Here is a 24,721-nt window from a genome sequence, read left to right as displayed (position 1 = left end):
CGTCGGCGCGGACGACATCACTCATCGTCGCGGACGACATCACTCATCGTCGCGGACGATCACCGGCTTCTGGATGCCGCGCATGCGGCGGCGGCGCTCCGGGTTGCGCATGATCTGGCGGCCGTGCTGGTGATCGCGCAGCGGCTCGGTCGGGCCGCCGACGCGCACCGGGCGTTCGGCGAAGCGGCCCAGGCTGATCATCCGGTCGTACATCACCAGGGCGCCGGCCACCCCGACGTTGATGCAGAACTTCATCGGGATCTTCACCGTGAAGTCGCAGCGCTCCAGCAGCGGTTCGGACAGGCTGCCGCGCTCCGGCCCCAGCACATAGGCGGCGCGCGTCGGGTGACGGAAGCTGGGCAGCTCCACCGCGTCCTCGGTCAGTTCCACGCCGACGAGCTGGCAGTCCTTGGGCAGCGCCAGATCGGCCACCCGGTCGTAGACATAGAGCGGCAGATGCTCCGACGCGCCGGAAGTGTCGACGATGTGCGCCTCGTGCAGGTCGGGTTCCGGGTCGATGGCGAAGAAGAAGGAGGCGCCGAAGGCGTGGGCGGAGCGCATCAGGTTGCCGACGTTGCCCGGCTTGCTGATCCGCTCCACCCCGATGGCGAAATATCCACGCATGGCTTGCACAATCACTCGTAGTTTCGGCCCGCACACACCACGGATCGGCCGCGAATTGGCCATGATCCGGCGGGTCCGATGGTGCGACACCTTGCCTCGCGACCCGGAGAGAGGCAAGCTCTCCACCCATGAGCCACGACCATTCCTCCTGCTGCGGCGGCCACGGTGACCACCACGGCCACGCCGCCCCTCACACCCCCGCCGAGGGGCACGCCGACCTGTCCGGACCGCCGGAGGCGCCGATCCTCGTCGAGGTGACGCGCGGCGGCATGGTGGAATCCGTCCATCGCGGGCGCGCCTGCATCGTCGATTCCGACGGGCGTGTGCTGGCCCAGTGGGGCGACATCCAGGCGCCGGTCTACCCGCGCTCCGCCATCAAGTCGATCCAGGCGATCCCGCTGGTCGAGACGGGCGCGCTCGACGCCTACGAGCTGGGCGACCAGGAGCTGGCTCTGGCCTGCTCCTCCCACCACGGGGAGATCCGCCACACCCGCATCGCGGAGGCCTGGATCAAGCGCATCGGCCTGACCGTGGGCGATTACGAGTGCGGGGCGCATCTGCCGACCGACACCGAGACCGCCCACGAGATGATCCGCCACGGCGAGACGCCGACCGCCTTCCACAACAACTGCTCCGGCAAGCACGCCGGCTTCCTGACCACCGCCCTGCACAAGGGCGAGCCGACCAAGGGCTATGTCCGCTTCGACCATCCGGTGCAGCAGCGCATCCTGGGCGTGATGGAGCAGATGACCGGCCAGGACCTGTCGCAGGCCCCCTGGGGCGTCGACGGCTGCGCCATCCCGACCATCGGCATCCCGCTGGGCGCCATCGCCTACGCCATGGCCCGCATCGGCGACCCCAAGGACCTGCCCGACTCCCGCGCCGAGGCGGTGGCCCGCATCCGCCGCGCCTGGCGGTCGCACCCGCACCTGATCGCCGGCAAGGACAGCTTCGACACCGGCATGATGCAGGCGGCGGGCGGTCTGGTGCTGGTCAAGGGCGGGGCCGAGGGCGTGGGCTGCGCCGTCCTGCCCAAGCAGGGGCTGGGCATCGCCCTGAAGATCGACGACGGCACCCCGCGCGCCCGCGAGGTCGCCCTGGCCGCCCTGATCCGCGCCACCAAGGTTCTGTCCGACGAGCAGTGGGCGCGGGCCGGCCAGCTCATCAACCAGCCGGTGACCAACCGCAACGGCCTGGAGGTCGGCGTGGTCCGCCCGGCGGAGGGCTGAAGGTCCGCAAGCGCGATCAAGCCGCCCTCGGCTAGGGTGCCGGGCATGGAGGACCCATGACCAAGCCCGACACCCTGCTGGACTACGGCCGCCGCATCGAGCGTGTCATCGACCACATCGCCGCCCATCTGGACGAGACGCTGGAGTTGGAACGGCTGGCCGCCGTCGCCTGCTTCTCGCCATACCATTTCCACCGCATCTACCGCGCCATGGCGGGGGAAACGGCGGCGGACACGTTGCGTCGGCTGCGTCTGCACCGTGCCGCAGGCGACCTCGTGAAGGGCGGAGACGGCATGGTGCAGGTCGCACGGCGCGCCGGCTACGGCAGCGTGGAGGCGTTCACCCGCGCCTTCGGGCAGGTCTATGGGCTGAGCCCCGGTGCCTACCGGCGGCAAGGCTGCCTGGTTCCTCCACCCGACCAACCACCGGACGAGGAGCGAAACATGCACGACGTCACCATCCGCGATCTGCCGCCGCTGCGCGTGGCCGCCATGGCTCACCAAGGCCCCTATATGGATATCGGCACGACCTTCGAGCGGCTGTACGCCTGGGCCGCGGGCCGCGGCCTCGTGGGACCGGAGACGCGGTCCTTCGCCCTCTATTACGACGACCCGGAGTCGGTTCCGGCGGACCGCCTCCGCTCCGAGGCCGCGTTGCTGGTCGACGGACCGATCCCCGGGGACGGACCGGTTCGCGCACTTGACATTCCCGGCGGCCGGCACGCCGTTCTGATCCACAAGGGTCCCTACGCGGAGTTGGAACGCCCCTACCGTTGGCTCTACCGCGACTGGCTGCCGTCGAGCGGCCACGCGCCGGCCGACCGCCCCTGCGTCGAGGAATATCTGAACAATCCCCGCACCCTTCCCCCCGAGGAGTGGCTGACGGAGATCCGGTTGCCTTTGGCGTGAGAGGAGGCGGAGGGGAGGCGTTCCTCCCCTCGCCATCCCCCAAGCCCGCTCCATTGATGCTATGGTCCGGCACCCGTCCACCTGACCGGTTGCCCGATCCATGAGCATCGACACCCTGCGCGCCCAGTACGAAGCCTTCCCCTATCCCGCGCGCAACCCCGCCGACGAGAAAAAGCGCCTGATCACCGGATCGCCCAGCCATCTGGACGAGGTGAACCACAACGTCTTCGGCGGGCGCCTCGACCACGCCAGGCCCCTCAGGGTGCTGGTGGCCGGCGGCGGGACCGGCGACGGGACGATCATGATCGCCCAGCAGCTGGCCGACGCCGGCAATCCGGGGCGCGTCACCTACCTCGACCTCTCCGACGCCGCGCGGGACGTCGCCGAGGCGCGGGCCAAGGCGCGCGGGCTGACCAACATCGACTTCCGCCGCGGCTCGCTGCTCGACCTCGGCGCGCTGTTGGAGGAGGGGGGGCCGTTCGACTACATCGACTGCTGCGGCGTGCTGCACCATCTGGACGAGCCGGCGGCGGGCGTCCGCTCGCTGGCCGGGGCGCTGAAGCCGGGTGGCGGGATCGGGCTGATGGTCTACGCGCCGTACGGGCGCACCGGCGTCTATCCCATGCAGGCGGCGCTGCGCACCATCGCGGCGGACCTGCCGCCGAAGGAGCAGGTGGCGCTGGCCCGCCGGCTGATCGAACGCCTGCCGACGTCCAACTGGCTGCTGCGCAACCCCTTCATCAACGACCACAAACAGGCCGACGCCGACCTCTACGACCTGCTGCTGCATTCCTGCGACCGGCCCTTCACCGTGCCGGAGCTGGCGGAGCTGGCCGCGGCGGGCGGGCTGGCCATCGCCGCGCTGGTGGACCCGTACCGCTACGACCCCGCCGTCTGGGTGAAGGACCCCCGCGTGCTGAAGCGGCTCGACGGGCTGTCCCGGCTGGAGCGCGCCGCCTGGGCCGAGCAGGTCACCGGCAGCATGACCAAGCACATCGCCTATCTCGTCCGTCCCGAGGATGCCGAGGGTGCCGTCGCCCGCCCCGACGGGCCGGAGGTGGTCCCGGTGCTGCGCGACCTCGACGGCGCCGCGGTGGCCAAGGGCCTGCCCCCCGGCGGCGTGCTGGAGGCCGAGTTGATGAGGGCCGTCGTCCCACTGCCCCTGCCCCGTCTGGCCGGGCCGATCCTGGCGCGGGTGGACGGGCGGACCAGCCTGGGGGCCATCCACCAGGCGCTGGCGGAAAAGGCCGGTCCCCTGGCCTGGGACGCCTTCCTGGCGCAGTTCGCGCAGCTTTTCACGGCGCTGAACGGCGTCGGCAAGATGTATCTGCGCCGCTGAGCGCTTCACCGCTTCCAAAATGAAAAATCCGCCGCCGGGAGGCCCCGGCGGCGGAAGTTCATGGAGGAAACAACCAGACTGCAAAAGGGTGCTTAGTGGATGGTCTCGCCGTGCAGGGCGAGGTCCAGGCCGTCGCGCTCGACGTCCTCGTCGACGCGCAGGCCCATCACCACGTCGATGACCTTCAGGATGATGAAGGAGCCGACCGCCGAGTAGGCGATGGTGGCCAGGATGCCGTAGACCTGCGTCCAGATCTGGCCGACGTTGCCTTCCAGGGCGCCGGCGGTGCCGCCGATGGCTTCCTGGGCGAAGACGCCGGTCAGGATGGCGCCGACGATGCCGCCCACGCCGTGCACGCCGAAGGCGTCCAGCGAGTCGTCATAGCCGAGGGCGCGCTTCAGGCCGGTGGCGCCCCAGTAGCAGATCACGCCGGCGGCCAGACCGATGACCAGGGCGCCGGTCGGACCGACGAAGCCCGAGGCCGGGGTGATGGCGACCAGACCGGCGATGGCGCCGGAGATGATGCCGAGGACCGAGGGCTTGCCCTTGGTGGCCCACTCGACCAGCAGCCAGGACATGGCGGCGGTGGCGGCGGCGATCTGCGTGACCAGCATGGCCATGCCCGCGCGGCCGTCGGCGGCCACGGCGGAACCCGCGTTGAAGCCGAACCAGCCGACCCACAGCATCGAGGCGCCGATCAGGCTGAGCACCAGATTGTGCGGGGCGAAGTTCTCGTTCGGGTAGCCCTTGCGCTTGCCCAGCACGATGGCGGCGACGAGACCGGCCACGCCCGCGTTGATGTGCACCACGGTGCCGCCGGCGTAATCGAGCACGCCGTCACCCGCCAGATAGCCGCCCGGACCCCAGACCCAGTGGGTGATCGGCGCGTAGACGATCAGCGACCACAGGCCCGTGAAGACCAGCATCGAGGAGAACTTCATGCGGTCGGCGAAGGCGCCGGTGATCAGGGCCGGCGTGATGATGGCGAAGGTCATCTGGAAGACGACGAAGATCGTCTCCGGAATGACGCCCGTCAGGCTGTCCTTGGTGATGCCGGCCAGCATGAACTTCGAAAGGCTGCCGAAATACGGGGTGCCTTCGGTGAAGGCGATGCTGTAACCGGCGAAGAACCACAGGATGCTGACCAGGCAGCAGATCGCGAAGCTCTGCATCACGACCGACAGCACGTTCATCTTGCGGACCATGCCGCCGTAGAACAGGGCCAGACCCGGGATGGTCATGAACAGAACCAGCGCCGTGGCGACCAGCATCCAAGCCGTGTCGCCGCTGCTCAGGGTGGGCTCGGCCGCGGCGGCGGCCGCTTCCTGGGCGAGGGCGGCGGCAGGCAGACCGGCCAAGCCCAGAATCGCCGCCATCGTCGGCGCGGCGAGGGTGAAGAGACGGCTCATCGAGGCTCCTCTTTATTCGAATGCTTCTGGCCCGTTTCGCCCCGTCCCCGGTACAGACGGGGCGGCGGGAGGGGACCGTGTACGCCGATTTCTCTTCAAGAAGCGTGCCAACCCAAAAGGGCTAGGAATCGCGGTGATTGCGGCCTTTCGGATGACCGCAAAGCAGCATAGGACCCGAGTCGCCGGACGGCCTTGCCCAGAAATTGAGCAGAAAATCGGACCACCCAAAGCCTTGCGCCGCAGCGTGATTCGCCCATGGATTGCAGGTTGCCTGCCCCCTGTTGAGGCGTCGCGCGCCCGTTTCCCGCGCGCTTGCCTGTTTTTTATGCACAATGATGCGTCTGAATTCCGCACAACCGTTGGGCAGCCCCCCTCTATTTCCGGCCTGTTCCCCTCGGCCTATTGGCCCGCCCCCGGGAAATGTGGCACGGTCACCCTCTCAACCGGCGGAGCCGGACGGGGCTGGGGACAAGCGGCCTCCGCCCATACGGGTCCGCCGGACGCTTCCGGATGGCCGACAGCAAAAAAGAGAACCGAAAGGGGAGACACATGCTCGACAAACGGGATCTGCGGCTGGCGCCGCGCCGCGCCGTGGCACTTGTCCTGGCTGGCGGTCGGGGCAGCCGGCTGAAGCAGCTGACCGACCGTCGCGCCAAGCCGGCCACCTATTTCGGGGGCAAGTTCCGGATCATCGACTTCGCCCTGTCGAACTGCATCAATTCGGGCTTCCGCCGCATCGGCGTGCTGACGCAGTACAAGTCGCACAGCCTGCTGCGCCACCTGCAGCGCGGCTGGAACTTCTTCCGCGGCGAGATGAACGAGTTCTGCGACCTGCTGCCGGCGCAGCAGCGCATCAGCGAGACCGCCTGGTACCAGGGCACCGCCGACGCGGTGTACCAGAACCTGGACATCCTGCGCGACCACGAGCCGGAATACATCCTGATCCTGGCCGGCGACCACATCTACAAGATGGATTACGGCGCGCTTCTGCTCGACCACATCGCCAAGAAGGCCGATGTGACGATCCCCTGCATCCAGGTGCCGCGCCCCCAGGCCACCGGCTTCGGCGTCATGCATGTGGACGAGACGCAGCGCGTCATCGACTTCGTCGAGAAGCCCGCCGACCCGCCGCCGATGCCGGGCAACCCGGACAAGTCGCTGGCCAGCATGGGCATCTACGTCTTCAACGCGCAGTTCCTCTACGACCAGCTGGAGCGCGACTTCAACGATCCCGCCTCCTCGCGCGACTTCGGCAAGGACATCATCCCCCATCTGGTGACCAGCGGGGCGCGGGTGATGGCCCACGACTTCGCCGATTCGGCCATCCTGAACGGCCACGAGTCCGAGCCCTACTGGCGCGACGTCGGCACCATCGACGCCTATTGGGAGGCCAACCTCGACCTCTGCCACGTCACGCCGCAGCTCAACATGTACGACCGCGAGTGGCCGATCTTCACCTACCAGGAGCAGCTGCCCCCGGCGAAGTTCGTCTTCGACGACGAGAACCGGCGCGGCATGGCGGTGGACAGCCTGGTGTCGGGCGGCTGCATCATCTCCGGCTCGCTGGTGAAGAACTCGCTGCTGTTCAGCGAGGTGCGCGTCAACTCCTTCAGCGAGCTGCACCAGGCGGTGGTCCTGCCGGACGTCGACATCGGCCGCCACTGCCGCCTGACCAAGGTGGTGATCGACCGCGGCGTGGTGATCCCCGAGGGGCTGGTCGTTGGCGAGGACCCGGAACTGGACGCAAAGCGCTTCCACCGCAGCGAGGGCGGCGTCTGCCTGATCACCCAGGACATGATCGACCGCCTGCCCAAGGACTGACCCTCCCCATCCCCCTTCGCCCCCCTGGGGCGAGGGGGCGATGAGCAAGACCAAGAAGAAACCGAAAGACCCCGCCTCCATGCGCGTCCTGTTCGTCACGCCGGAATGCTATCCCCTGGTGAAGACCGGCGGGCTGGCCGACGTTTCCGCCGCCCTGCCCCCCGCCCTGAACCGCGCCGGAGCCGAGGTCCGCCTGCTGCTGCCCGGCTATCCGGCGGTGCTGAACGGGCTGACCGACCTGCAGCCGGTCGGCACGCCGCTCACCGATTTGCCTGGCACCGATTTGCCCGGCGGCGCCCCGGCGACCTTGCGGATCGGACGGATGCCGGACGGGGTGCTGGCCTATGTGCTGGACGCGCCGGCGCTCTACGATCGGCCCGGCAACCCCTATCTGGGGCCGGACGGCAAGGACTGGCCGGACAACGCGGAACGCTTCGCCGCCCTGTCCTGGTGCGCGGCGGGCTTCGCGGCGGAGGACGGCCTCGACCCCTGGTGGCGTCCCGACGTGCTGCACGGGCACGACTGGCAGACCGGGCTGATCCCGGCCTATCTGGAGCTGCGCCCCGACCGCTTCGCCGGGCCGTTCCGGCCGGGCACGGTGACGACGATCCACAACATCGCCTACCAGGGCCTGTTCGGCGCCTGGATGATGGGCGACCTCGGCCTGCCGTCCGCCGCCTTCCGCATCGACGGGGTCGAGTATTACGGCGGCGTCGGCTTCCTCAAGGCCGGCTGCTTCTATTCCGACCGCCTGACCACGGTCAGCCCGACCTACGCCCACGAAATCCAGACGGCGGAGCACGGTTCGGGCCTGGAAGGGCTGCTCGCCACGCGGGCCGAGGCGCTGACCGGCATCCTCAACGGCGTGGACTATGACATCTGGGACCCCGCCATCGACCCGCACATCGCCGCCCGTTACGGCGCCGCGGACCTCGGCGGCAAGGACCTGTGCAAGGCCGATCTCCAGGCGACCTTCGGCCTGGACCGCCGGGCGGACGCCCCGCTGGCCGCGGTGGTCAGCCGCCTGACCGGTCACAAGGGGCTGGATCTGGTGCTGGAGGCGGCGTCGCAGTGGATCGCCTGGGGCGGCCAGCTCGCCGTCCTCGGCAGCGGCGAACCGGCGCTGGAGGCCGGCTTTCGCCACCTCGCCACCTGGTACCCGAAGTCGGTCGGCGTGCGCATCGGCTATGACGAGGCGCTGTCCCACCGCATCCAGGCCGGCGCCGACCTGTTCCTGGTGCCCTCACGGTCGGAGCCCTGCGGCCTGACCCAGATGTACGCGCTGAAGTACGGCACCCTGCCGCTGGTCCGCCGCACCGGGGGCCTCGCCGACACCATCGTGGACGCCAACCCGGCGGCGGTGAACGACGCCAGCGCCACCGGCTTCCAGTTCGTCAACGCCAATGTCCAGGAGCTGACCTGGGCGCTGCGCCGCGCCGCCGCCCTCTACCGCAAGCCCGAGCGCTGGCACGCCATGCAGCAGCACGCGATGACCCGCGACTTCGGCTGGCACGGCCCGGCGGAGGAGTACATGGAGCTATACCGCGCGGTGGCGCCGGTTCTGGTGGCGTAGGAGAGCGCGGGGCCGACCCCCGCGTTTCCCGCGAAAGGAGTGGAACGGGGATGGGGCCTTTCCATAGGGCCTGTCCACGCCGCCATTGCGCGCATCGTCCGTCCGCCCTATGTTCCGCCCCAAACCAGGGCTCCGGGCACCGATGACTGACCTTTCGCACATCCGCAATTTCTCGATCATCGCGCACATCGACCACGGCAAGTCGACCCTTGCCGACCGTCTGATCCAGCAGTGCGGCGGCCTCGATTCGCGCGAGATGCGCGAACAGGTGCTCGACAGCATGGACATCGAGCGCGAGCGCGGCATCACCATCAAGGCGCAGACCGTCCGCCTGCTCTACAAGGCCAAGGACGGGCAGCAGTACACGCTGAACCTGATGGACACGCCGGGCCACGTCGACTTCGCCTACGAGGTCAGCCGCAGCCTCGCCGCCTGCGAGGGCTCGATCCTGGTGGTGGACGCCTCGCAGGGTGTGGAGGCGCAGACGCTCGCCAACGTCTATCAGGCGATCGACAACAACCACGAGATTATCCCGGTCCTCAACAAGATCGACCTGCCGGCGGCGGAGCCCGACCGCGTGAAGCAGCAGATCGAGGATGTGATCGGCCTGGACGCCACCGACGCCGTGGAGATTTCGGCCAAGACCGGCCTGAACATCGACGCCGTTCTGGAAGCCGTGGTGCAGCGCCTGCCCGCGCCCAAGGGCAACGCCGACGGTGAGCTGAAGGCCCTGCTGGTCGATTCCTGGTACGACCCGTACCTCGGCGTGGTCATCCTGGTGCGCGTGGTGGACGGGCGGCTGAAGGTGAACCAGAAGGTCCGCTTCATGGCCGCCGGCAGCGCCCACGAGGTCGACCGCGTCGGCGTCTTCACCCCGAAGGCCCTGCTGACCGGCGAGCTGGGGCCGGGCGAGATGGGCTTCATCACCGCCGCCATCAAGGACATCACGCTGACCAAGGTCGGCGACACCATCACCGAAGACCGCCGCCCGGCGGCCGAGCCGCTGGCCGGCTTCAAGCCCTCCATCCCCGTGGTGTGGTGCGGCCTGTTCCCGGTGGACGCCGCCGACTTCGAGCGGCTGCGCGACAGCCTGGGCAAGCTGAAGCTGAACGACTCCAGCTTCCATTACGAGGCCGAGACGTCGGCGGCGCTGGGCTTCGGCTTCCGCTGCGGCTTCCTCGGCCTGCTGCATCTGGAAATCATCCAGGAGCGGCTGGAGCGCGAGTTCAACCTCGACCTGATCACCACGGCGCCGTCGGTGGTCTACAAGCTGTACATGACCGACGGCACGGTGATGGATCTGCACAACCCGGCGGACATGCCGGACGTGATGAAGATCGACCGCATCGACGAGCCGTGGATCAAGGCCACCATCATGCTGCCCGACGAGTATCTGGGCGGCATCCTCCAGCTCTGCACCGAGCGGCGCGGCCAGCAGATCGAGCTGACCTACGCCGGTGCCCGCGCCATGCTGGTCTACCGGCTGCCGCTGAACGAGGTGGTCTTCGACTTCTACGACCGGCTGAAGTCGATCAGCCGCGGCTACGCCAGCTTCGACTACCAGATGGACAGCTACGAGGAAGGCGACCTCGTCAAGATGTCGATCCTGGTAAACGCCGAGCCGGTGGACGCCCTGTCGATGATCGTCCACCGCTCCCAGTCGGAGCGGCGCGGCCGCCAGCTCTGCGAGCGGCTGAAGGAGCTGATCCCGCGCCAGCTCTTCAAGATCGCCGTGCAGGCGGCCATCGGCGGCAAGATCATCGCCCGCGAGAGCATCGGCGCGCTGCGCAAGGACGTGACGGCCAAGTGCTACGGCGGCGACATCAGCCGCAAGCGCAAGCTGCTGGACAAGCAGAAGGAAGGCAAGAAGCGCATGCGGCAGTTCGGCCAGGTCGAAATCCCGCAGAGCGCCTTCATCGCCGCCCTCAAGATGGGCGACGAATAAGCGCCGGCCTCTTGGTGGAATGACGGAAAGCGGGTCCGGCAAGGCCCGCTTTCTTTTTGTCCGCCCGGCGCAGCAGCCCAGAGCCCACAAAAAGTCGAATGACTCCCCGCATGGAATCGCCTATCACCCGGACAGGCTTCCAAACGGATGATGTCCCGTGACGCGCACTGTCATGTTTGGCCTGCCAGCCGCCGCCCTGGTCGTCGGCATCCTCGCAGGCTGCACCCCGAACTACTCGCCCAACACCTACGCCGCCACCGCGACCCAGCAGGCGAACAAGGTGGAGCGGGCGGTCGTCATCGGATTCCGTCAGGTCAAGATCAGCACCAGCGGCACCGTCGGCGCCGTCACCGGCGGGGCCGCGGGCGGCGTTCTGGGTTCGCAGTCCGGCACCTTCGGCATCAACTCGGCGCTGGGCGCGGTCGGCGGCACGGCCATCGGCGGGCTGATCGGCACGTCGATCGAGCATGTGACCGGTGACACCACGGGCTGGGAATACATCGTCCGCAAGCCGGACGGCGAGCTGCTGTCGGTCACCCAGCGGGAGGAGAAGCCCATCGAGATCGGGCAGAAGGTGCTGGTCATCGCCGGCAGCCAAGCCCGCATCGTCGCCGACTATTCCACGGACCCCGAGCCGGCTCCCGCCCTGAAGGAAGCGGCGAAGGACGCCCAAAAGGACGCACCTAAGGACTCTAGGCCCACCGAGACGATCGAGGCGAAGGAGCTTGCCGCCCCGCCCCCTGCGGAGGTGCCTGTGGAGGTCCCCGTGGAAGCTCCGGCGGCTTCGACTCCCGACAGCGGCGGACCGGCGCCCATCCGCCTCACCCCGCCAGCAACCCCAGCTCCCGAGCCGGTGCCGGCGGCCGAGGCCCCGGCGGACAAGCCCGCCGACGGCACGCCCGCCACCTGACCCGGCCCTCACGCCACCAGGATCGTCAGCAGCAGCACCGGCAGAGCCGGCATCCGCAGCAGCCGGAAGCGCCACGGCGACGGCGCTGCCGCCGTCACCGTCATCGGGCGGCGCTCCTCCTCGCGGTCCAGCCGTCCGGCCTCCAGCACCACCGTCGTCATCGCGTCGAACACGCCCATCGCTCCGTCCTCCCAAGATCGGAGGGCACCCTGCGCCCGCGCGAAAAATCTTGGAAACGAATAGGCTTTATGAGGTTCATCACAGATCGTGATGGTCCTTCCGCGCGTTGAACCCGCGCGTCCCCTCTGCTTGAATGTGTGACCATGCCGGCCAACCTCGACACCGACCTTCTGCGCGCCTTCGTCGCCGTCGCCGACGCGCGCAGCTTCACCCGTGCCGGCGACACGCTGGGCCGCACCCAGGCCGCCGTCAGCCAGCAGGTCCGCCGGCTGGAGGAGGTCGTGGGCACCCGCGTCTTCCAGCGCGACACCAAGAGCGTCCACCTGACCCAGCAGGGCGAGCTTCTGCTGACCTACGCCCGGCGGATGCTGACCCTGAACGACGAGGTTCTGGCCCTGATGCGCCGGCCCGCCTCGATCGCCAGCGTGCGCATCGGCACGCCGGACGATTACGCCACCATGCTGCTGCCCGGCGTGCTCGCCCGCTTCGCCGCCGTCTACCCCGACGTGCCGGTGGAGGTGATCTGCGACAACAGCCCCGATCTGGTGGCGGAGATCGACAAGGGCCGCTACGACCTCGCCCTGGTCACCCGCCACCCCGACAGCCGCAGCGGCGAGCTGGTGCGGCGGGAGCCGGTGGCCTGGGTCGCCCCGCCGCGCTCCACCGCCGTCGATTCCACCCCCATCGAGCGCGAGGACCCGCTGCCGCTGGCCCTGTTCCCCAAGGGCTGCGTGGTGCGCGATCTCGCCGTCGCGGCGCTGGAGGGCATCGGGCGCGGCTGGCGCGTCGCCTTCATCAGCAAGAGCGTGGTGGCGGTGCACGGCGCCGTGCTGGGCGGGCTCGGCGTCACCGCCATGGAGGAATGCACCGTTCCGCCCAGCCTGCGCCGGCTGACCGCGGCGGACGGCTTCCCCGACCTGCCGGACATCGACATCGCGCTGCACCGCGCCCCCGGCATGGCCGCCAAGCCGGTCCGCCTGCTGGCCGAGGCCATCCACGATCTGGTGGGCGGGAATCGGGCGGCCTGACCGACCGTGCCGCTCCGTGACATCCGTCCCGGCGCGCACGCGCCGGGTTGCCCCGGCGGGCCGGACCGATGCAAAATGGCCCCTCCTCCAAAGGGGCAAACCGCCGTGCGCACGCGTTCCACCACCGCCCTCCGCGCCCTGGCGCTGCGGCTGATCCTGGCCGCGGCGACGATGTGGTTCGCCCCGGACGCCGCCCTGGCGCAGAGCCCCGTCGCCATCGGCGCGCCGCTGACCGGCGAGGTGGTCCTCAACCGCGACATCGAGGTGCGCATCGGCCCCAACGCCGATGCCCGGATCATCCAGACCCTGCCGCGCGGCAAGGCGCTGAACGCGCTGGGCACGCCCCGCGGCACCAGCTGGACGGAGGTCGCCATCGGCGGTCAGCCCATCGGCTACGTCCCCTCCGACTCGCTGGACCCGGCGCTGATGGTGTCGCGCTCGATCACCGCCGCCATGGGCGCCACCGCCGCCGGGGCCAACGCCGGCGGATCGCCCCCCGCGACCGGCAAGCCGCCGGTCATCCACCGCAGCGCCGCCGTGGTGCCGCGCAGCGCGTGGGAGATCGCCGCCCAGGTGCCGGCCCAGGGCTATGTCGTCGCGGCGGACGCCATCAAGGCGACGGAGATCCTCGACAACAAGAAGCGGCGCAGCTTCACCCTGCGCAAGGGCGACGTGGTCAGCCTGATCGACTCCGCGAACGGGCGGGTGACGCTGGGCATGCCCGGTCGGACTCGCGCGGTCGCCACCGCCGAGGGGCTGATCGGGGTGGTCGCCCCCTACCCGCTGCCCGGCATGCCGCCCATCGAGCCGGGGGCGCTGTTCGCCGCGCGGCTCGGCGAGTATGTCAGCCACGCCGAGGGGCTGCGGGCGTGGCAGGAATTCACCTACGGCCCCGGAACGACCTACCGCGACCTGCCGCCGATGGTCTGGCCGGTCTTCCGCGGTGCCCGCACCACCTACCAGATGGGCGTCGGCCCCTTCACCCGGACGCAGGTGGACAATGTCTGCGGCGCTCTGGCGCAGCGCTCCATGGACTGCTGGGTGATCGAGCTGGAGACCTTCTGACCCCGGGGCTGACCCTGGCCTGCCCCCGGCGCCGCCCTGCGCCAAGCGGCAGCAACGCGCCGCCTCCGGTAAATTACGGAGCTTTTTCATCGAAAATGCATCGATCGTGGCGGTAGGCGGGTGCCGCCGTGCCGTGTTAATCTTTCTTACCCCCCGCCCGCTCCGCCCCAGGCTTTGCCCATGACCGACTCCGACGACGAGTTCCTCTTTCTGGACGACCAGGACGGCGACGGAAACGGCGAAACCGGGTCGCCGGCCACCGGAAACCGGTGGAAGATGATGATCGTGGACGACGAGCCGGAGGTGCACTCCATCACCAAGCTCGTCCTGGCCGATTTCGCCTACAAGGGCCGCTCCGCCCAGTTCATCTCCGCCTATTCCGCCGCGGAGGCGCGGACGATCCTGGAGCGCGAGGAGGACATCGCCATCATCCTGCTGGACGTGGTGATGGAGACCGACGACGCCGGGCTGCAGCTCGTCCACCACATCCGCGAGGAGCTGAAGAACCGCCACGTCCGCATCATCCTGCGCACCGGCCAGCCCGGGCAGGCTCCGGAGCGCGCGGTGATCCTCGACTACGACATCAACGACTACAAGGCCAAGACTCAGCTCACCGCCCAGCAGCTGTTCACCACCACGGTCGCCGCCCTGCGCTCCTACGAGGACATCATGGCGATCGAGATGAACCGGCGCGGGCTCGAGAAGATCATCGAGGCGTCGTCGTCGCTGTTCCAGGCGCGCTCGATGAAGCTGTTCGCCGCGGGCGTGCTGACGCAACTGTCCGGCATCCTCGGCGTCGGGCCGGACGCCATCCTGTGCGTGCAGCGCGGCCCGGTCATCAGCGGCGCGGCGGACGGGCTGTATGTCCTGGCCGGCTCCGGCCGGTTCGAGACGCTGATCGACGAGCCGGCCGCCAACCATGTCGAGCCCTCCGTCCTGGCGGAGGTGAAGCGCTGCCTGGAGTCGCGCAGCAACCGCTACGCCGCCGATCATTGCACGCTCTACATCCGAACGCCGAACGACCGCGAGAATGTGGTCTATCTGAGTTCCGACCGGCCGCTGTCCGACCTCGACCGCAACCTGATCGAGGTGTTCTGCCGCAAGATCTCGGTCGGCTTCGACAATCTGCACCTGTACGAGCAGTTGCGGCGCAGCCAGGAGCACACGGTCATCGCCATGGCCGATCTGGCGGAGCGCGCCGGTCATCCGAGCGTGGAGGCCGAGACCGGCCCGCGCATCGCCATGGTGACCGACCGCATCGCCCGCCGTCTGGCCGAGGAGGGGCGCTATCCCGCCGTCCTCGACACGGTGTTCCTGGAGTCGGTCGGTCTGGCCGCCATCCTCCACGACGTCGGCAACGCCACGCTGGACCCCGCCATCCTCGGCAAGACCGGGCCGCTGAGCCCGGATGAGCGGGCCGTCATGCAGGCCCACACGACCACGGGCTGGGATTTGCTGGACCGCGCGAGCCAGCGGTCCGAGGGGCGGACGCATCTGCATCTGGGGGCGGAGATCGCCCGGTCGCATCATGAAAATTGGGACGGCACCGGCTATCCCGACCGCCTCAAGGGCGACGCCATCCCGCTGAGCGCCCGCATCGTCGCGGTGGCCGACAGCTTCGACGCCATGACCCGCGACCGCCCCTACCGCAAGGCGCTGGACCATGACGTGGCGGTGGCGGAGATCCGGCGCCTGTCGGGCAGCCGGTTCGATCCGCTGGTGGTCGACGCCTTCCTGGCGGTGTCCGGCAGCCTGCGCCGGGGGTGACGCCCTTTGGAGAGAGGCGGACGGGCTCAGCCGGCGCCGCTCATCAGCGTGTCCACCATGTCCTTCAGCGGACCGATCTGCACCGGCTTGTGCAGCAGCCGGCAGCCCAGGGCGGCGGCTTCGGCCTGACGCTCCGGCATCGTGTCGCCGGTCAGGATCAGGGCGGGCACCGGAGCGCCGACATGGGCGCGCACCATCTCCACCGCCTGGGCGCCCGTGCCTCCCGCCGGCAGGAAGTGATCGGCCAGGACCAGCCCGGGACGGCCGGGCGCCTGGGGTAGCCGCTGCGCCAGTTCATTCAGCGACAGGGCGGTCAGCACGTCGTATCCCCAGGCTTCGAGAAGCAGCGCCAGCCCTTCCACGATCGACCGGTCGTCGTCCACCACGATGACCAGCCGGCTGGCCTCGGCCGGCGTCCCTCCATCGCCATCCTCGCGGCGGAACGCGCCGCCGCCGTCCACCGAACCTTTGCCGGCATCCCCGGTCATGGCGAGGACGGAAGAGGTTCTGGCGTGGTCGTTCGTTAAGCTCACCATCGGATTCTTCACCAGGGCTGAGGGCGGCGGGGCCAGAACACCCCGCGCCGTTTCCAACATGACCACTTCAAAAAAGAACGAAAAATATTAAAAAAATCGAAATATCAGCCCGACGAATTTTTGGAATGTCTGTCATGTATCGTGGAAAGAAAACATTCCATTTCTGAAATTTATAGGCGGAGATATGCAGCATCGCGCCAATACGGACGCATGTTTTGCAAACCTATGTTCATTCGCTTTATCTGATGGACCAACTCTGTTCAACTCTGAAAAAGCGCATATGAGGCGCGCACGGATGCCGCACCGAAACGTGCTTCAAACAACGGACCCCGGCATGTTTTCCGAATCCAGACGTGTCGCCTGCGGAACAATCCTTTGAACTGTCCGGATTGGGAGCCGTTCCATGCGGACATGGAAAAACAATGGGCCCCCGCCTTGCGGCGGAGGCCCGAACTTTGTCTTATGAAATTGAACCCTTTCCCGGATCCGCAGCCTTTGGATGCGTCCGCGTCGGGAGAGCGAACGTCAGCTTCGCAAGCTGCCGCCCGTGGCCTTGGCGACCGCGGCGACGATCTTCTGGCCGATGGCCTCGATCTCCGGCTCGGTCAGGGTCCGCTCGGTCGGCTGGAGCGTGACGGAGAGCGCGACGGACTTCTTGCCCTCTTCCAGGTTGGTGCCCTGGTAGACGTCGAAGACGGTTACGTCCTTGACCAGCGCCTTGTCGGCGCCCTTGGCGGCGCGGATCAGCTTGTCGGCCTCCACGTCCTTGCCGACAACGAAGGCGAAGTCGCGCTCCAGCGGCTGGAAGGGCGAGAGCTGGACCAGCGGACGCGCCGTGCCGCCCTTCTTCTTGGGCAGCGGGATGACCTCCAGGAACACCTCGAAGCCGACCACCGGACCCTTGACGCCCAGCGTGCCCAGAACGGTCGGGTGGATTTCGCCGAAGCGGGCCATCACCGTCGGACCGAGGCGCAGCACGCCCGAGCGGCCGGGATGGTACCAGCCCGGCGCGTCGGTGGTGACCTGCAGGTTGGTCACCGGCGCGCCGGCGGCCTCCAGGACGGCCATGGCGTCTGCCTTGGCGTCGTAGGCATCGACGCCGCGGGCCTTCTCCGCCCAATGGCGCGGCACCGCGTTGCCGGCGCGGATGCCGGCGGCCACGATGTCCTGCCCGTCCGGCGAGGGCTTGCGGAAAGCCGGGCCGACCTCGAACAGGCCGACGTCGGCGTAGCCGCGGTCGGCGTTGCGCCCGGCGGCCTGGATCAGGTTGCCGAGAATGGACGGGCGCATCACGTCGAGGTCGGCGCTGATCGGGTTGACCAGCGTCAGCCCCTCGCCAACCCCGCCGAACAGCTCGGCCACCGGACCAGCCATGAAGGACCAGGTGACGGCTTCGGACAGGCCGCGGACGGCCAGCGTGCGCTTGGTCAGCCCGACGCGGCGCTGTTTGGTGGTCAGGGCCGGACGGGTCAGCACGCTGTCGCGCGGCAGCGGGGTCGCCGGGATGGCGTCGAAGCCGTGGATGCGCAGCACCTCCTCCACCAGATCGGCCTCGCCGTGGATGTCGGCGCGCCAGGAGGGCGGAACGACGCGCAGGGTGCCGTCCACATCCTCGCCGACGATCTCGCAGCCGAGATCGATCAGGATGCGGGTCTGCTCGTCGCGCGGCACCTCGACGCCGCCCAGGGCGGCGACGCGGCCCGGACGCAGCGTCAGGGTGCGGCGCCACTGCGGCTCCTCGCCGGCGACCACGAGGTCGGAGGCCTCGCCGCCGCAGATCTCCAGGATCAGGCGGGTGGCGCGCTCCATCCCCGACACCACCGCCGCCGGATCGACGCCGCGCTCCAGCCGGTAGCGGGCGTCCGACTCGATGCCCAGCTTGCGGCCGGTCTGCGCCGTGCGCACGGTGTCGAAGATCGCCGCCTCCAGGAAGACGTTGACCGTCGTCTCGGTGCAGCCCGACGCCTCGCCGCCGATGATGCCGCCCAGCGCCTCGGCCCGCTCATGATCGGCGATGACCGTCATGCTCGGGTCGAGCGGGTATTCCTTGCCGTTCAGCGCCGCCAGCGTCTCACCCTCGCGGGCCAAGCGGACGACGATGCCGCCCTTGACCTTGTCGGCGTCGAAGGCGTGCAGCGGGCGCGACAGGTCGAAGGTGATGAAGTTGGTGATGTCGACCAGCGCGGAGATCGGGCGCAGGCCGATGGCGACCAGCTTGTCGTGCAGCCACTTCGGCGACGGGCCGTTCTTCACGCCGCGGAAATAGCGGCCGACATACATCGGGCAGGCGTCCGGCGCCTCGATGGTCACGCCGAGCGGGCTCGGGAAGGCGCCCTTCACCGGCTCCGCCGCCAGCGGCTTCAGCGTGCCCAGCCCGGCGGCGGCGAGGTCGCGGGCGATGCCGCGCACCCCGGCGCAGTCGGCGCGGTCGGGCGTCAGGCTGATGTCGATGACCGGGTCGCCCAGGCCGGCATAGTCGGCGTAGGCGACGCCGACGGGCGCGTCCTCGGGCAGCTCGATGATGCCGTTGTGCTCCTCCGACAGCTTCAGCTCGCGCTCGGAGCACATCATGCCGTTCGAACTCGACGCCGCGGATGACGCCCTTCTTCAGCGTGATGTCGGAGCCGGGGATGTAGGCTCCCTCCGGCGCGAAGACGCCCTTCAGGCCGGCGCGCGCGTTGGGCGCGCCGCAAACGACCTGCAGCTTCTCGGTGCCGGTGTCGACGACCAGGACGCGCAGCTTGTCGGCGTCCGGGTGCTTCTCGGCGGAGACGATGTGGGCGACGCGGAAGGGCTTCAGCTCCCGGGAGCGGTCCTCCACCCCTTCGACCTCCAGGCCGAGGGCGGTCAGCTTCTCCACGATCTGGTCGAGCGTGGCGTCGGTCTCCAGATGGTCCTTCAGCCAGGACAGCGTGAACTTCATGGGTCCGGCTCCTTTAGCGCGTCAGGCCCTGGGCCATGCTGGGAACGTCGAGCGGCACGAAGCCGTAATGCTTCAGCCAGCGGAGGTCGGCTTCGAAGAAGGTGCGCAGGTCGGGGATGCCGTACTTCAGCATCGCCACGCGCTCGATCCCCATGCCGAAGGCGAAGCCCTGGTACCTGGTGCTGTCGATGCCGCAGGCCTCCAGCACGTTGGGGTGCACCATGCCGCAGCCCAGGATCTCCAGCCAGTCGCCGTAGTTGCCGAGCTTCAGTTCGCCGCCCTTGCGGGAGCAGCCGATGTCCACCTCCGCCGACGGTTCGGTGAAGGGGAAGAAGCTGGGGCGGAAGCGCAGCGGCAGGTCGTCCACGTCGAAGAAGGCGCGGCAGAACTCGATCAGGCAGCCCTTGAGGTGGCCCATGTGGGTCGCCTCGTCGATGACCAGCCCCTCGATCTGGTGGAACATCGGGGTGTGGGTCATGTCGTAGTCGGACCGGTAGGTGCGGCCCGGCGCGATGATGCGGATCGGCGGCTTCTTGTTCAGCATGGTGCGGACCTGCACCGGGCTGGTGTGGGTGCGCAGCAGCATCTTCTTGTCGCCGGAGTCCGGCAGATAGAAGGTGTCGTGCATGTCGCGGGCGGGGTGGCCCGGCGGGAAGTTCAGGGCGGTGAAGTTGTGGAAATCGTCCTCGACGTCCGGCCCCTCGGCGACGCTGAAGCCCATCTCGGCGAAGATCGCCACCATCTCGTCGATGGTCTGGCTGATCGGGTGGATGCGCCCCTCGGTCTCCGGACGGACCGGCAGGGTGACGTCGATGCGCTCGGCCTGGAGGCGGGCCTCCAGATGGGCGCGGGCGAGGTCGGCCTTGCGGCCGTCGATGGCGGCGGCGATCTCGTCCTTCAGCGCGTTGAGCTGCTGGCCGCGCTCGCGCCGTTCGTCGGGCGACAGCCCGCCCAGCTCCTTCATGAAGCCGGTGATGCGCCCCTTTTTGCCGAGCGCGGTGACCCGCACCTCTTCGAGGGCCGCGAGGTCGCCAGCGGCGTTGACCTGCGACAGGAGTTCGTCTTTCAGCGCATCGAGCATGTCATTTCCCGCGAGCCATAAGGAAGTGCGAGCGTAAAGAAAAAGGGAGCCGGCCCAGAGGCACGGCTCCCTTCTTTCGTGTCCGGCGCCGGACCGGGTTTCCGCTTGCGCGGCGGACCCTTTAGGCGGCGGCCTTGGAGGCGAGAGCGGCCTGGGCCTGATCGACGATGGCCTTGAAGGCCTCCGGCTCACGGGCGGCCAGATCCGACAGGACCTTGCGGTCGATCTCGATGCCGGCCAGCTTGATGCCGTTGATGAAGCGCGAGTAGGTCAGGCCGTACTGGCGGACACCGGCGTTGATGCGCTGGATCCACAGGCCGCGGAAATCGCGCTTCTTGTTGCGGCGGTCGCGATACGCGTATTGAAGGGCCTTTTCGACCTTCTCGATCGCGATGCGGAAGTTCTTGGAATTGCGACCCCGGTAGCCCTTGGCGAGCTTCAGGATCTTGCGGTGACGGGCGTGCGTGGTGACGCCGCGCTTAACACGAGCCATGGTTCAGATTCCCTTACGATATCAAGCGTTGCGCAGCCAGTTCTTCAGCACGATCTTCTGGTCCGGCTCGGCCAGGGTCATCATGCCGCGCGCATTGCGCTTCATATTCGGGCTCTTCTGCTCCAGGCAGTGGCGCTTGAAAGCCGCCTGGGCGCGCACCTTACCGGACGCGGTCACCTTGAAGCGCTTCTTGGCGCCGCTCTTCGTCTTCAGCTTGGGCATTTTCAATCCTTGCGTTGGATGTTCCCGACTGACGGTTGGGCATGCCCTGGGTCTCGGACCCGGCCTCGCCGCCCGTTGGAGCGCAGGGTTATACGCGCGGCCACGCCGCAACGCAAGGGGGAGCGAATGCGGGAGAGGTATGAAGGGGTGCGGCGCGCCCCCTCCCCTACCGGTCTTTCTACCGGTATTCCTTGAACCGCTCCGTCGCCTGGACCAGGGCGGCGCGGATGCCCGGCTCCATGGCGGAATGGCCGGCATCGGGTACCACGCGGTAATCGGCCTCCGGCCAGGCGCGGCGCAACTCGTCGGCGCTGGTGATGGGACAGACGATGTCGTAGCGGCCCTGGACGATCGCCCCCGGCAGATGCCGGATGCGGTGCACGTCGCGCAGCAGCCTGTCCTCCGGGGTGAAGCGGTTGGAGCGGAAGTAGTGCGCCTCGATGCGGGCGAGGCCCAGCGCGTGGGTGTCCTCCGCGCTCGTCGCGATCAGCTCCGGCGAGGGCAGCAGCGAGGAGCAGGAGCCCTCATACAGGCTCCACACCCGCGCCGCCGCCATGCGGGTCGCCGCATCCGGCGCGTTGAGCCGCCGCCAATAGGCCTCCAGCAGGTCGCCGCGCTCCTCCGGCGGGATGTGCCCGGCGAAGGTGGCCCAGGCTTCCGGGAAGATCGTGCGCATGGAGTAGAGGAACCAGTCGATCTCCGTCTTCCGCATCAGGAAGATACCGCGCAGGATCAGCCCCAGGCAGCGTTCCGGATGGGTCTGCCCGTAGGCCAGCGCCAGCGTCGACCCCCAGCTTCCGCCAAACAGCAGCCAGCGCTCGATCCCCAGATGGCGGCGCAGCCGTTCGGCGTCCTCCACCAGCAGCTCGGTCGTGTTGCGCCGGACCTCGCCCAGCGGGGTGGAGCGGCCCGCCCCGCGCTGGTCCATCACGACGATGCGGTAATGGCCGGGATCGAAGAAACGCCGGTGCGTCGGCGAGGCACCCGCCCCCGGCCCCCCATGCAGGAACAGCACCGGCACGCCGCGCGGGTTTCCCGACTGCTCCCAATAGAGCGTGTGGATCTCGTCCACGGGCAGGAAGCCGGTCTGGTAGGGGTCGATGGGCGGGAAAAGCTCGCTGCGGGGCATGAAGAGGTCCTGTCAGTCCGGGCCGAATGGAAGCAAGTGTAGGACGCCCGTCCGTCGTCCGCCACAGGCTCACTCCTCGTCGTCGTCGGAAAGGTCCGGCGGCGGAGCGGACGGGCGCGGCGTCGGACGGAGGGGCGGGCCGGCTCCGTCCAGCCGCTCGATCTGCTCGGGATGGGTCGCCTCGATCAGCGGGCCGGCGCGCAGGCCCACCCAGCCGCGCACCCGGACGGTCCGCCCTTCGTAGGACAGGGGGTCGATGCCGGCGGCCACGAACTCGCGCAGCGCAGCCCGCCCGATGTGCACCGTGACGTCGGTCCGCCAGTCCTCGCCGAAATCCAGATAGGCGTCGCCGCCGGCCTTGCTCACCCGCAGCACCCGCCCCTCGACGATCTGGAAGCTGTCGCGGTCCCGGCGCAGCGCGTCGGGGTCGGCGGGCCGCACGGCGTAGGTGCGGGTCCGCCAGATGCCGCGCCCGGCGTCCCGCGCGACGGCCTCCGCCGCCAGCATCTCACGGGCCAGGGCGCGGGCGTCGGGCCGGGTGTGCACGCGGGCGAGGCCGCGCGCCAGCAGCTCGCCCTGGAGCCACAGCCCGTCGCCGCGCACCACCTGGGCCAGCACGCGCCCGTGCCGGTCGGTCCGCGCCTCCCCCCGCACGCTCAAGCTTTGCCCGACGGCCAGCTCCGCCAGCGCCTGCCGCGCCGCCTCGGCCAGCGGCCAGCTCTGGCCCGGCTCCGCCCCCATGGGCGGCGCGGCGGATTCGATGCCGGCCAGACGCAGGCCGCGGCCGTCCTCCAGCAGCAGCGTGGCGTCATCGGTCACCGCGGCGACGCGCAGCTCCGCCGACCCGGCGGTGTTCGCCATCAGCAGCAGGGCGGACAGCATCAGAGAAGGAATGCGGCGCAGCATGGCGGGCGAAGGGGTGGAGCCGTGGAACAGGCGGGCCGGACGGGGAGTTTGATCTCAGCGAGCCCCCTTCCGATATGACGACTCATGACGCCCGAACCGACGACCGAACGCAAGCCGACTTCCTCATCTCCACTGCGCCGGATCGCCGCCGCAGGGCTGGCCGTCCTGCTGCTCACCTCGGCCTGTGCCCCGGCCAGCGCCCAGCTCCTCGGCGGCAGCGAGGAGTCGATCGGCGCGCAGGAGCATCCCAAGATCCTCGCCCAGTATGGCGGGGCCTACCCCGACCAGCGGCTGCAGGCCTACATCACCGGCATTGGCAACCGGCTGGCCGCCCAGACCGACCGCTCCGGCCCCTGGACCTTCACCGTCCTGGACAGCGACGTGGTCAACGCCTTCGCCCTGCCCGGCGGCTACGTCTACATCACCCGCGGCCTGCTGGCGCTCGCCAAGGACGAGGCGGAGGTGGCGAGCGTGCTGGGGCACGAGATCGGCCACGTCATCGCCCACCACGGCCAGGAGCGGCAGACCAACCAGACCATCGCCGGGCTGCTCGCCGCCGGCATCGGCCTCGTGCTGGGCAGCCCGGAGCTGGCGCAGATCGCCAACATCGGCGGCACCGCCCTGCTCGCCCGCTACTCGCGCGGCCAGGAGTCGGAGGCCGACCGGCTGGGCATCGAGTATCTGCACCGCGCCGGCTACGACCCCTTCGCCATGGCGACCTTCCTGGAGACCATGCGCCGCGACACCCAATATTCCGGCCTGCGCTCCGGCAAGGGTGCCGGGGAGGGCGGCTTCGACTTCTTCGCCACCCACCCGCAGACCGCGTCGCGCGTCGACGAGGCGGCGGCCATCGCCCGCGAACTGCCCCGCGGGGCGCGGCCCGTCGATCCCTACATGACGGCGATGGACGGGGTGATCTACGGCGACAGCCCGGAGAACGGCTTCGTCCGCGGCCGGACCTTCGCCCACCCGCAGCTGGGCATCGCCTTCGACGTGCCGCAGGGCTACAGCCTGCTCAACGGAGCGCAGCAGGTGATTGCCAAGGGTCCCAACGGCGGGGCCATCGTCTTCGACGGCGGCAAGGCGCCGGGGGCGCGCGACCCGGCCGCCTATCTGACCGGCAGCTGGGCGCAGGGGGCGCCGTTGCGGGACCTGCAATCCTTCGCCGTCAACGGCATGCCGGCGGCCACCGCGCTGACCCAGGGCAAGACCGACGCCGGGGCGGTGGACGTGCGGCTGGTCGCCATCCGCGCCGACTCCGGCACCCTCTACCGCTTCACCTTTCTGGCGCCCGGCGGCGCGCTGTCGCGCTTCGACGGCGATTTCCGCCAGACCGCCGTCAGCTTCCGCCGGCTGACCCAGCAGGAGGCCGCGTCCTACCAGCCCCGGCGCATCCGCGTGCAGACCGCCCGCCCCGGCGACAGCGTGGAGGGCTTCGTGCGCCAGATGCCGCGGGAGCCCTACGCGGAGGAGTTGTTCCGGATCATCAACGATCTGCCGCCCGGCACGCCGATCCAGCCCGGACGTCCGGTGAAGATCATCACCGGCTGACGGCACCCGGTTGGCGGCGCCCGGTTGACAGCGGAGTGACCGTTGCGGGACGCGGCGCGATGGCCGATTGCCGATGGCCGCG

20 protein-coding genes and 1 pseudogene are annotated in these 24,721 nt (G+C 69.3%); 11 read left to right on the top strand and 10 right to left on the bottom strand.

Going from position 1 to position 24,721, the window contains the following annotated elements; genetic code table 11:
• Positions 1–39 precede the first annotated feature (39 nt).
• Complete coding sequence (locus ACWPN7_RS19260; RefSeq protein WP_145623014.1) at positions 40–624, bottom strand: RNA methyltransferase; 585 nt, start codon at positions 622–624, stop codon at positions 40–42.
• 128 nt (positions 625–752) lie between these two features.
• Here ACWPN7_RS19260 and ACWPN7_RS19255 point away from each other — a divergent pair, with 128 nt between their 5' ends.
• The 3 genes from ACWPN7_RS19255 (at position 753) to ACWPN7_RS19245 (ending at position 4,100) form a co-directional block, all read left to right on the top strand.
• Positions 753–1,853 (top strand): asparaginase, encoded by a 1,101-nt coding sequence (locus ACWPN7_RS19255; protein WP_149650080.1) that lies wholly within the window; start codon positions 753–755, stop codon positions 1,851–1,853.
• A gap of 56 nt (positions 1,854–1,909) precedes the next feature.
• A complete protein-coding gene (locus ACWPN7_RS19250; RefSeq protein ID WP_103040542.1) occupies positions 1,910–2,761 on the top strand; it encodes an AraC family transcriptional regulator in 852 nt (283 codons plus the stop codon).
• Between the two features lie 100 nt (positions 2,762–2,861).
• The gene (locus ACWPN7_RS19245; protein ID WP_459196090.1) at positions 2,862–4,100 is read left to right on the top strand and encodes a class I SAM-dependent methyltransferase; all 1,239 of its coding nucleotides are present in this window, start codon (positions 2,862–2,864) and stop codon (positions 4,098–4,100) included.
• Positions 4,101–4,192: 92 nt separating this feature from the next.
• On the opposite strand, the gene ACWPN7_RS19240 is transcribed toward ACWPN7_RS19245, so the two are convergent.
• Positions 4,193–5,509, bottom strand: coding sequence for an ammonium transporter (locus ACWPN7_RS19240; RefSeq protein ID WP_014238715.1), 1,317 nt, complete (start codon positions 5,507–5,509; stop codon positions 4,193–4,195).
• A 549-nt stretch (positions 5,510–6,058) separates the two neighbouring features.
• Here ACWPN7_RS19240 and glgC point away from each other — a divergent pair.
• The 4 genes from glgC (at position 6,059) to ACWPN7_RS19220 (ending at position 11,758) form a co-directional block, all read left to right on the top strand.
• Positions 6,059–7,330, top strand: a complete 1,272-nt coding sequence (glgC, locus tag ACWPN7_RS19235) for a glucose-1-phosphate adenylyltransferase (RefSeq protein ID WP_038525668.1) — start codon at positions 6,059–6,061, stop codon at positions 7,328–7,330.
• A gap of 79 nt (positions 7,331–7,409) precedes the next feature.
• Entirely contained in the window at positions 7,410–8,903 is a 1,494-nt protein-coding gene (glgA, locus tag ACWPN7_RS19230) for a glycogen synthase GlgA (RefSeq protein WP_459196180.1), read from the top strand.
• Positions 8,904–9,045: 142 nt separating this feature from the next.
• Positions 9,046–10,848, top strand: coding sequence for a translation elongation factor 4 (lepA, locus tag ACWPN7_RS19225; protein ID WP_014238719.1), 1,803 nt, complete (start codon positions 9,046–9,048; stop codon positions 10,846–10,848).
• A 157-nt stretch (positions 10,849–11,005) separates the two neighbouring features.
• Positions 11,006–11,758 carry an outer membrane lipoprotein gene (locus ACWPN7_RS19220; protein WP_349618968.1) on the top strand — a complete coding sequence of 251 codons (753 nt, stop codon included), beginning with the start codon at positions 11,006–11,008 and terminating at the stop codon, positions 11,756–11,758.
• 8 nt (positions 11,759–11,766) lie between these two features.
• On the opposite strand, the gene ACWPN7_RS19215 is transcribed toward ACWPN7_RS19220, so the two are convergent.
• A complete protein-coding gene (locus ACWPN7_RS19215) occupies positions 11,767–11,937 on the bottom strand; it encodes a hypothetical protein (protein ID WP_459196091.1) in 171 nt (56 codons plus the stop codon).
• Positions 11,938–12,081: 144 nt separating this feature from the next.
• Here ACWPN7_RS19215 and ACWPN7_RS19210 point away from each other — a divergent pair, with 144 nt between their 5' ends.
• The 3 genes from ACWPN7_RS19210 to ACWPN7_RS19200 all read left to right on the top strand — a co-directional run bounded on the left by ACWPN7_RS19210 (position 12,082) and on the right by ACWPN7_RS19200 (position 15,798).
• A complete protein-coding gene (locus ACWPN7_RS19210) occupies positions 12,082–12,966 on the top strand; it encodes a LysR substrate-binding domain-containing protein (protein WP_103040539.1) in 885 nt (294 codons plus the stop codon).
• A gap of 105 nt (positions 12,967–13,071) precedes the next feature.
• Positions 13,072–14,031: an SH3 domain-containing protein gene (locus ACWPN7_RS19205; protein ID WP_456510654.1), complete on the top strand. Its 960-nt coding sequence runs from the start codon at positions 13,072–13,074 to the stop codon at positions 14,029–14,031.
• A 180-nt stretch (positions 14,032–14,211) separates the two neighbouring features.
• The gene (locus ACWPN7_RS19200) at positions 14,212–15,798 is read left to right on the top strand and encodes a DUF3369 domain-containing protein (protein WP_456525307.1); all 1,587 of its coding nucleotides are present in this window, start codon (positions 14,212–14,214) and stop codon (positions 15,796–15,798) included.
• 26 nt (positions 15,799–15,824) lie between these two features.
• Here the strand turns inward: ACWPN7_RS19200 and ACWPN7_RS19195 are convergent, their stop codons facing one another.
• The 7 genes and pseudogenes from ACWPN7_RS19195 to ACWPN7_RS19165 form a co-directional block, all read right to left on the bottom strand.
• The gene (locus ACWPN7_RS19195) at positions 15,825–16,334 is read right to left on the bottom strand and encodes a response regulator (protein ID WP_247887735.1); all 510 of its coding nucleotides are present in this window, start codon (positions 16,332–16,334) and stop codon (positions 15,825–15,827) included.
• A 525-nt stretch (positions 16,335–16,859) separates the two neighbouring features.
• A pseudogene (gene pheT / locus ACWPN7_RS19190) lies at positions 16,860–19,257 on the bottom strand (phenylalanine--tRNA ligase subunit beta).
• A gap of 13 nt (positions 19,258–19,270) precedes the next feature.
• On the bottom strand, positions 19,271–20,338 hold the full coding sequence (gene pheS / locus ACWPN7_RS19185) for a phenylalanine--tRNA ligase subunit alpha (protein ID WP_459196093.1): 1,068 nt from the start codon (positions 20,336–20,338) through the stop codon (positions 19,271–19,273).
• Positions 20,339–20,459: 121 nt separating this feature from the next.
• Positions 20,460–20,831 (bottom strand): 50S ribosomal protein L20, encoded by a 372-nt coding sequence (gene rplT, locus ACWPN7_RS19180; RefSeq protein WP_014238729.1) that lies wholly within the window; start codon positions 20,829–20,831, stop codon positions 20,460–20,462.
• 21 nt (positions 20,832–20,852) lie between these two features.
• Complete coding sequence (rpmI, locus tag ACWPN7_RS19175) at positions 20,853–21,053, bottom strand: 50S ribosomal protein L35 (RefSeq protein ID WP_014238730.1); 201 nt, start codon at positions 21,051–21,053, stop codon at positions 20,853–20,855.
• 178 nt (positions 21,054–21,231) lie between these two features.
• Positions 21,232–22,182: a prolyl aminopeptidase gene (gene pip, locus ACWPN7_RS19170; RefSeq protein WP_014238731.1), complete on the bottom strand. Its 951-nt coding sequence runs from the start codon at positions 22,180–22,182 to the stop codon at positions 21,232–21,234.
• 69 nt (positions 22,183–22,251) lie between these two features.
• The gene (locus ACWPN7_RS19165) at positions 22,252–23,064 is read right to left on the bottom strand and encodes a thermonuclease family protein (RefSeq protein WP_456525309.1); all 813 of its coding nucleotides are present in this window, start codon (positions 23,062–23,064) and stop codon (positions 22,252–22,254) included.
• Between the two features lie 108 nt (positions 23,065–23,172).
• On the opposite strand from ACWPN7_RS19165, the gene ACWPN7_RS19160 reads away from it, so the two are divergent.
• The gene (locus ACWPN7_RS19160; protein WP_459196094.1) at positions 23,173–24,639 is read left to right on the top strand and encodes a M48 family metalloprotease; all 1,467 of its coding nucleotides are present in this window, start codon (positions 23,173–23,175) and stop codon (positions 24,637–24,639) included.
• Positions 24,640–24,721: the final 82 nt, after the last annotated feature.

The sequence above is a fragment of the Azospirillum sp. UENF 312511 genome (genome assembly GCF_058780635.1).
Note: the sequence above shows the minus strand (reverse complement) of the source record. Positions and strands in the feature narration are given on the sequence as shown.

Bases quoted from the DNA above. Each gene is read 5' to 3' on its own strand.
- ACWPN7_RS19260 (WP_145623014.1), bottom strand. From the start codon at position 624: ATGCGTGGATATTTCGCCATCGGGGTGGAGCGGATCAGCAAGCCGGGC.
- ACWPN7_RS19255 (WP_149650080.1), top strand. From the start codon at position 753: ATGAGCCACGACCATTCCTCCTGCTGCGGCGGCCACGGTGACCACCAC.
- ACWPN7_RS19250 (WP_103040542.1), top strand. From the start codon at position 1,910: ATGACCAAGCCCGACACCCTGCTGGACTACGGCCGCCGCATCGAGCGT.
- ACWPN7_RS19245 (WP_459196090.1), top strand. From the start codon at position 2,862: ATGAGCATCGACACCCTGCGCGCCCAGTACGAAGCCTTCCCCTATCCC.
- ACWPN7_RS19240 (WP_014238715.1), bottom strand. From the start codon at position 5,509: ATGAGCCGTCTCTTCACCCTCGCCGCGCCGACGATGGCGGCGATTCTG.
- glgC (WP_038525668.1), top strand. From the start codon at position 6,059: ATGCTCGACAAACGGGATCTGCGGCTGGCGCCGCGCCGCGCCGTGGCA.
- glgA (WP_459196180.1), top strand. From the start codon at position 7,410: ATGCGCGTCCTGTTCGTCACGCCGGAATGCTATCCCCTGGTGAAGACC.
- lepA (WP_014238719.1), top strand. From the start codon at position 9,046: ATGACTGACCTTTCGCACATCCGCAATTTCTCGATCATCGCGCACATC.
- ACWPN7_RS19215 (WP_459196091.1), bottom strand. From the start codon at position 11,937: ATGGGCGTGTTCGACGCGATGACGACGGTGGTGCTGGAGGCCGGACGG.
- ACWPN7_RS19210 (WP_103040539.1), top strand. From the start codon at position 12,082: ATGCCGGCCAACCTCGACACCGACCTTCTGCGCGCCTTCGTCGCCGTC.
- ACWPN7_RS19200 (WP_456525307.1), top strand. From the start codon at position 14,212: ATGACCGACTCCGACGACGAGTTCCTCTTTCTGGACGACCAGGACGGC.
- ACWPN7_RS19195 (WP_247887735.1), bottom strand. From the start codon at position 16,334: ATGGTGAGCTTAACGAACGACCACGCCAGAACCTCTTCCGTCCTCGCC.
- pheS (WP_459196093.1), bottom strand. From the start codon at position 20,338: ATGCTCGATGCGCTGAAAGACGAACTCCTGTCGCAGGTCAACGCCGCT.
- rplT (WP_014238729.1), bottom strand. From the start codon at position 20,831: ATGGCTCGTGTTAAGCGCGGCGTCACCACGCACGCCCGTCACCGCAAG.
- rpmI (WP_014238730.1), bottom strand. From the start codon at position 21,053: ATGCCCAAGCTGAAGACGAAGAGCGGCGCCAAGAAGCGCTTCAAGGTG.
- pip (WP_014238731.1), bottom strand. From the start codon at position 22,182: ATGCCCCGCAGCGAGCTTTTCCCGCCCATCGACCCCTACCAGACCGGC.
- ACWPN7_RS19165 (WP_456525309.1), bottom strand. From the start codon at position 23,064: ATGCTGTCCGCCCTGCTGCTGATGGCGAACACCGCCGGGTCGGCGGAG.
- ACWPN7_RS19160 (WP_459196094.1), top strand. From the start codon at position 23,173: ATGACGCCCGAACCGACGACCGAACGCAAGCCGACTTCCTCATCTCCA.